This window comes from Mycobacterium sp. E1715 (assembly GCF_001667625.1).
Taxonomy (GTDB): domain Bacteria; phylum Actinomycetota; class Actinomycetes; order Mycobacteriales; family Mycobacteriaceae; genus Mycobacterium.
The window spans coordinates 1-6,519 of the sequence record NZ_LZJJ01000492.1 but is presented as its reverse complement, the minus strand read 5'-3'; the positions used below and the strand labels follow the sequence as shown (position 1 = coordinate 6,519).

Here is a 6,519-nt window from a genome sequence, read left to right as displayed (position 1 = left end):
CAGGAACCGGTGCGCTCCAGCTCGTCGACCGCCTCGATCAGGGTCCGCTCGTCGGGCGCCCACCGCGGGTCGTCGGGGCCGGCGGTCACCAGCGCGTCGCACTCGTCGTCGCTGACACCCGCGATCGGACCCCAGAACGCCGCCTGCCCGCCCCACTCGTACCGGCAACCGAGGAGCGCGCAGCTGCGCAGGATCGCGATCGTCCGCGTCCGGGCGGGCAAAAGCGCTGCGACATAGAGTGATTCGCCGAGCTTGCGCAGCCGGGTGGCCAGCGCCGGGTGGCGTTGCAGGCAGCGCACCAGCAGCAGCGGCTCATAGGTGCGGTCCGGGTGACCCCAGCTGTTGATCCCCGCCGCGTCCTCCTCGCTCCACGGCGGGGCCAGCGGGGCGACGCGGCTCACCGGGAGAACACCACGCAGTCGTGCAGGCAGCCCTTGGCCGCGCCCGGGGAGCCGGGGTCGGCCTCGCGGTGCAGAAGGGCGCGGCCGGGCACGACTTCCAGGCGAACGGCGTCGCCCGCGTCGCTGACCTCGGCCGTGCCATCGACGATCAGCGAATAGCCGCCGGGCTCGGTCGGGGGCCACAGCAGGGTGACGTCGCGGCGCTGCGCCAAATTCTGGCGGGTGCGGCCACCGATGAGGCCGACGTCCAGCGTCGCGTCGCGCATCCGCGGCTCGACCGTCACGGTGTGGACGCGGTAGTCGTCGTCGACGGTGACCAGGTAGGCGAACGGGTAGTCGGGAAGGGCGGCCGCCAGACGCTCGACGTCCACCTGCTTCTTGGTGCGCATGACCCTCAGGATAGGCGCGGGCCGGGCCGCTACAGCGTGCGCGGAACCCGCGCCGCCGGCAGGCCGAAGGTGAGCTGGCCGCTGCTGCTGAAGTGGAAACCGAGGTTCTGCAACACCTGCTGCCAGGGCGCCAGTTTCTCCACGGCCGCCGACGCGTCGGCGTGATAGCCGTACATCGCCTCGACGTCGGACGCCCACATCTGGTCGTAGGCGGCCTCGATGTCGGCGATCGCGGGGGTGTTCTGGCCCAGCCAATTGGTGGCCGACAACGCCTGCGCCAGCGCGCGATTGGCCGCGACCACCGCGGGCTGCACCGTGGCCGCCAACGCGCCCTCGAACGCCGCCGCCACCGCCGAGGCCTGGCTGGACACCGCCTGGGCCTGGGCCGCCGCCGCGCTCAGCCAGCTGACGTAGTGCGTGGCGAGAGCCATCATCGCCGCCGAGGACGGCCCCTGCCAGGAGCCGCTGGCGAGATTTGACGTAACCGAAGAAAACGACGATGCTGACGATGCCAAGTCCTCGGCCAGTCCGTCCCAGGCTTCCGCGGCAGCAAGCAGCGGCCCGGCTCCGGGACCCGAGAAGATTCGTGCCGAGTTGACTTCTGGCGGCAACCACGCAAAATGCGGGCTCGTCACCGGCTCAACTTACCCGGGATCTGGCTGTTTTGGTGGCGTTATTGCGCGGGTACCGGGCGCGGTTGCCGACCGCGGACCAACTTGCCTGGACGAGCGTCGGTGGGCACGCCGTTCTCCGCGATCACTTCGCCGGCCACGATCGTCGCGACGTAGCCGTCGGCGGTCTGGTCGAGGCGCCGGCCCCCGGCCGGCAGATCGTAGGTGATGACCGGCTTGTGCAGGCGCAACGCGGCGTGATCGATGACGTTGAGGTCGGCCTTGTAGCCGACGCCGATGCGCCCCCGGTCGCCCAGTCCGGCGATGCGCGCCGGCACCGACGTGAGCTCGCGGACGGCCTGGGGCACGGTGAACCGGCCCGACTCGCGGTCGCGCGCCCAATGCGTCAGGAAGTACGTCGAGTAGCTGGCGTCGCAGATCATCCCGTAGTGCGCGCCGCCGTCGCCGAGCCCGAGCACCACGTCGTCGCGGTGCAGCAGCTTGCCCACGGTGTCCAGCGAATTGCCCTGCAGGTTGCTGGTCGCCACCAGCAGCATGGCGCGGCCCTCGTCGTCGAGCAGCCGGTCGTAGGCCTCCTCCATCGGGTTCACGCCTCGTGCCCGCGCCCGGGCCCCGATGGAGGTCGACGGGTCCGGCTCGTAGTCGGGGGTGTCGCCCAGCGGGTAGATCCAGTCCCACATCTGGGCCACGTACAGGATCGGGTGGCCCTGGCCCGGCTTGTCGGCGAGGATGCGCGCGCGCACCTCCGGCTTGCGCATCTCGGCGACCCGCTCGGCCAGGGGCAGGTGCGCGATTTCGCGGTAGCTCGGGTAAAGCACGAACGGGTTGGCGGACAGCTGCAGCCCGATGATCAGCCCGATCGGGCGCGGCAGCAGCTGTGCGGTGATCCGGGGGTCACCGTCGCCGGCCCGGGAATTCGCCTTCTCGATCATCGTGATGGCGTCCTCCCACGTCGGGTCGCCGGAGTTGGCCACCACCAGCGTGAAGGTCAGCGGCAGGTCGACGTCCTCGGCCACGTCGAACACCGTCTGCAGCACGGGCTCGTAGCCGCCGGCCGGGATGTCCGGCACGAACTGAAGAAGGCCGCCGCCGCCGTCGACGACACCGCGGGCGATTTCCTCGATCTCCTCCCGCGCGGCGTCGTAGCTCGGGATGGGCGAACCGCTTTCGGTTTTGTGGATCGTCAGCCGCGACGACGCGAAGCCGAGCGCCCCGACCTCGACCGCCTCCTTGGCCAGCGCCCGCATCTGGGCGAGGTCCTCGGCGGTGGCCGGCTCGCGGTCGGCGCCACGCTGGCCCATCACGTAGACCCGCAGCGGCGAGTGCGGCAGGTACGCGGCGACGTCGATGTCCCGCTTGCCGGCGTCCAGCGCGTCCAGGTATTCGGGGAACGTCTCCCAGGTCCAGGGCAGGCCGTCGGTCATGACGACGCCGGGAATGTCCTCGACCCCGGCCATCACGTCGACCAGGACATCGTGGTCGGACTGGCGGCACGGCGCGAATCCGACGCCACAGTTGCCCATGACCACCGTGGTCACGCCGTGCGCCGACGAAGGCGTCAGGCGTTCCGACCAGATGGACTGGCCGTCGTAGTGGGTGTGCAGGTCGACGAAGCCCGGGGTGACCAGCAGGCCGGTGGCGTCGATCTCCCGCTCGGCGCGCTCGCCGTTGACCCGACCGACGGCCGCGATCACCCCGTCGGTCACCGCGACGTCGCCGACGTACGGCTCACCACCCAGCCCGTCGACGATGGTGCCGTTGCGGATGATCAGGTCGTAAGTCATGCAAATAATCTACGACCGCGCCCGCCGGTCGTGCCAGGATCTAGTGTCGCTGGTATGGCCAACACCTCCAGCCCCGACGCCGCCGTCCAAGAACTGCTCCGCGACGCGTTCACCCGGTTGATCGAACACGTCGACGACGTCGCCGACGGCCTGACCGACGCGGTCGCCGACTACCGGGTGTCCCCGGGCGCCAACAGCATCGCCTGGCTGCTCTGGCACAGCGCGAGGGTGCAGGACATCCAGCTGGCCGACGTGGCCGGGGTCGAGCAGGTGTGGCTGCGCGACGGGTGGGTGGACCGGTTCGGGCTTGACCTGCCGCGCAACGACACCGGCTACGGGCACGGCCCCGAGCAGGTCGCCAAGGTCAAGGCGCCCGTGGATCTGCTGTCCGGCTACTACCACGCCGTGCACAAGCTCACGCTCGAATACGTCGCCGGCGTGACCGCCGCCGAGCTGGAGCGGGTGGTCGACACCAACTGGGATCCGCCGGTGACGGCCAGCGCCCGGTTGGTGAGCATCATCGACGACTGCGCCCAACACCTCGGGCAGGCCGCCTACGTTCGCGGAATCGCGCCTTAAGGATCTCCCGGCGTGGGCATCGTGGCCGCCGTCTTCAGGGCGGTGCTGTGGCTGGCGACCACGGTCGCGCTGGCCGTGGCCGTTCCGGCGGTGTGGCTGCAGCTGAACGTGGTCAGCGAGGGCGGCTACGTCGCGCTGGCCCAGCGGGCCGCCGGCGACCCCGCGCTGCAGTCCGCCGCCGCGGACGAACTGGCCAACCGCGCGATGGCGCTCATCGCGGAGCACACCGGCGGACGCCAGCCGGTCGAGGGGGCGGAGGTGCACCTGGCCGCTGTCGCGTTCACGGCCGGGCCCGCCTTCCCGGCGTTGTTCGCCCAGGCGAACCGGGCGGCGCATCGCTGGTTGTTCACCGCCGACGGCGCAGGCGAGTCGTGGTCGATCGACGTGGCGCCGATGCTCAAGGACGCCGCGATGCAGCGGATACTGAGCCGCCACAACGTGAAAGTGCCCGCGACGCTGACGGTTCCGTTGACGGCATCGGCGCCCTCGGCCCACGGGTCGCTGCGGTCGGGCCGGTTGAGCCCGCTCGGCACGTGGGGTCCGTGGGTGAGCGTCGGCGCGGCCGCCCTGAGCGTCGTCTGCGCCGTGCTGCTGCTGGCCACCGCGCGACGCCGCGGTAAGGCACTCACCAGCCTCGGGGTCTCCGCGCTGCTGGTCGGCGCCGCCGGCTGGGCGGGCATCGAGATCGCAGGCCGCCACGTCGGCGACGCGCTCAACCGGACCACCGACGACATCCGGCGCATCGCCGAGGTGATGGTCTCCCACGCCGAGGCGGGCCTGCACCAATGGCTCAACCTCACGCTGCTCGTGGGCGTCACGCTGGTGATCGGCGGTGTGGTCGTCGCGATGCTGGGCAGCCTGGCCAAGAAGCCGGCCGGCTAGCCGAAGGTGAACGAAAACACTTGCAGCCCAGGGCTGACCCGCATGTCGAGCTGGTCGCTGCGCGCGGCCTCGTCGGCCACGATCGGGTGCAGCGTGGGTGGGCCGCCGATCGCGGTCGTCGTAGTCTTGCCGTCCCGGGAAACGGTCAGGGTGCCCGTGCCGCCGACGACGACGTAGACGTCCTTGGCGGTGTAGCTCAGCCGGATGCCGGCGTCATCGCTGTCGGCGGTGGCGCCCTGGTCGTCCAGCTTCCACCGGCCGCGCAGCGCGAACTTGTCGCCCGGCAGTGACGCCGGGTAGTCGAACGTCGCGGTGCCCGACTTGTATTCGCCTGTGCCGCCGTAGTTTCGGGCTCGGTCGATCCCCAGATACGTCTCGGGCGTGAGCCGGGTCTGCGGCGTGGTGTCCGGCGAATGTGTCGGCCCGGGCAGCCGGGTGCCGGGATGCGCGCCGACGAGCAGCTCGCGGATCAGCTTCTCGGTGCCGTCGTAGTCGCCCTCGCCGAACTTCGTGTGTCGCACCTGGCCGGTCGCGTCGATCAGGTATTCCGCCGGCCAGTAGAGGTTCTGGTAGTTGTTCCAGGTGGTGTAGCCGTTGTCCAGCGCGACGGGGTAGGGGATGTGTAGCGCTGCGGCGCCGCTGGCCACGTTGGCCGGCACCCGTTCGAAGGCGTACTCGGGGGTGTGCACCCCGATGGCGACGAACCCCGCGTCGTGATACCGGTTGTACCAATCGATTACGTGCGGGATGGCGCGCTGGCAGTTGATGCACGAGTACGCCCAGAAGTCGATCAGCACCACCTTGCCGCGCACCGCCGCCGGGTCCAGCGGCTCGCCGTCCGGGGTGTTGAGCCACCCGGCGATGCCGGCGATGGCGGGTGCCGGGCCGCACTGCTGCAACTGCGTGGCGCCCTCCATGCAGTCGGTCAGCGCGCCGTTGATGCTGACCCCGCCCGGGCTGAGTTGCAGGCCGCTCGTCCCGGGCGGGGGTGTCGCCGGGCCTGCGTTGAGCGTGCGCTGGATGTCGTCGGCGCCGATCTTGTTCTGCATCGCCGTCGTGTAGTCGGGGATGGCGCGCTGCAGCATCGCCGGCAGGTTGAAGACCAGCGCGACGGCCAGCACGACCATCGTGATGCCGCCGGCGACCTGGATCACGCGCTGGTGGCGACGGAACGCGGCGACCCGTTCGGCGACGCGTCGCCCGGCCAGCGCGAACGCCAGCAGCGGCACCGCGTTGCCCAGGGCGAAGGTGCCGGTCAACAGCAAGACGCCGGCCCCGATGGACTGCGTGCCGCCGGCGACCACGATCGCGGCGAGCACCGGACCGGCGCAGGGCACATACAGCGCGCCCAGCGTCAGCCCTAGCCCGAAACCATCGGTGTTGGGCCCGATTTGACGCTGCGGCAGGTACGCGAACGGCCGCTCGATCAGGTGCTGTAGCGGCGGGAAGATCAGCCCCAGCCCGATCAGCACCAGCACCACGAGGGCTGCCCACCTGATGGCGTCCTGCGGCAGGTGCAGCGCGGTCAGCAGCGCCGAGCCGATCAGCGTGGCCAGCGAGAAGCTGCACACCAGGCCCGCGATCAGCAGGTAGGGCCGGGCGGCCGAACTGATGCCGCGTGAACCGCTCGCGCCGGACAACAGGATCACCGGGAGCACGGGCAGGATGCACGGCGAGATCGCGGTGATGAGTCCGCCGAGGAATCCGATGAGCGCGATGGTGTGCATAGCTAGTTACACCTTTACCTGCGAGAAATGGTTCACGTGGCCCGGAACAAGTCACGTCCCGTGCGTTATGCAAATCACACAATGTGCGTTACGCTCGGCCGGTGGCGCAGTTAACCTTCCAGCGC

At 70.5% G+C, this 6,519-nt stretch carries 6 protein-coding genes and 1 pseudogene; 2 read left to right on the top strand and 5 right to left on the bottom strand.

Annotated elements, in window-relative coordinates; all coding sequences use genetic code 11:
• From A9X03_RS24495 to A9X03_RS24480, 4 genes and pseudogenes are all read right to left on the bottom strand, one after another.
• On the bottom strand, positions 1-401 hold a 401-nt coding region (locus A9X03_RS24495; protein WP_067778728.1), incomplete at its 3' end, for a carboxymuconolactone decarboxylase family protein.
• Entirely contained in the window at positions 398-790 is a 393-nt protein-coding gene (locus tag A9X03_RS24490) for a hypothetical protein (RefSeq protein ID WP_067747987.1), read from the bottom strand. The genes A9X03_RS24495 and A9X03_RS24490, both read right to left, overlap by 4 nt.
• Before the next feature lie 62 nt (positions 791-852).
• Positions 853-1,425, bottom strand: a pseudogene (locus A9X03_RS24485) (PPE family protein); the annotation flags it as partial.
• A gap of 38 nt (positions 1,426-1,463) precedes the next feature.
• Positions 1,464-3,206, bottom strand: coding sequence for an amidohydrolase family protein (locus A9X03_RS24480; RefSeq protein ID WP_067747983.1), 1,743 nt, complete (start codon positions 3,204-3,206; stop codon positions 1,464-1,466).
• A 54-nt stretch (positions 3,207-3,260) separates the two neighbouring features.
• On the opposite strand from A9X03_RS24480, the gene A9X03_RS24475 reads away from it, so the two are divergent.
• On the top strand, positions 3,261-3,785 hold the full coding sequence (locus A9X03_RS24475; RefSeq protein WP_068017923.1) for a mycothiol transferase: 525 nt from the start codon (positions 3,261-3,263) through the stop codon (positions 3,783-3,785).
• Positions 3,786-3,806: 21 nt separating this feature from the next.
• Positions 3,807-4,667, top strand: coding sequence for a hypothetical protein (locus tag A9X03_RS24470; RefSeq protein WP_068263424.1), 861 nt, complete (start codon positions 3,807-3,809; stop codon positions 4,665-4,667).
• Here the strand turns inward: A9X03_RS24470 and A9X03_RS24465 are convergent.
• Positions 4,664-6,394: a cytochrome c biogenesis protein CcdA gene (locus A9X03_RS24465; RefSeq protein ID WP_068263421.1), complete on the bottom strand. Its 1,731-nt coding sequence runs from the start codon at positions 6,392-6,394 to the stop codon at positions 4,664-4,666. The two genes, A9X03_RS24470 and A9X03_RS24465, sit on opposite strands and share 4 nt — an antisense overlap.
• Positions 6,395-6,519: the final 125 nt, after the last annotated feature.

What these genes read in the sequence shown, in the direction of transcription:
- A9X03_RS24490 (WP_067747987.1), bottom strand. Translation starts at nt 790, where the DNA reads ATGCGCACCAAGAAGCAGGTGGACGTCGAGCGTCTGGCGGCCGCCCTT.
- A9X03_RS24465 (WP_068263421.1), bottom strand. Translation starts at nt 6,394, where the DNA reads ATGCACACCATCGCGCTCATCGGATTCCTCGGCGGACTCATCACCGCG.
- A9X03_RS24475 (WP_068017923.1), top strand. Translation starts at nt 3,261, where the DNA reads ATGGCCAACACCTCCAGCCCCGACGCCGCCGTCCAAGAACTGCTCCGC.
- A9X03_RS24480 (WP_067747983.1), bottom strand. Translation starts at nt 3,206, where the DNA reads ATGACTTACGACCTGATCATCCGCAACGGCACCATCGTCGACGGGCTG.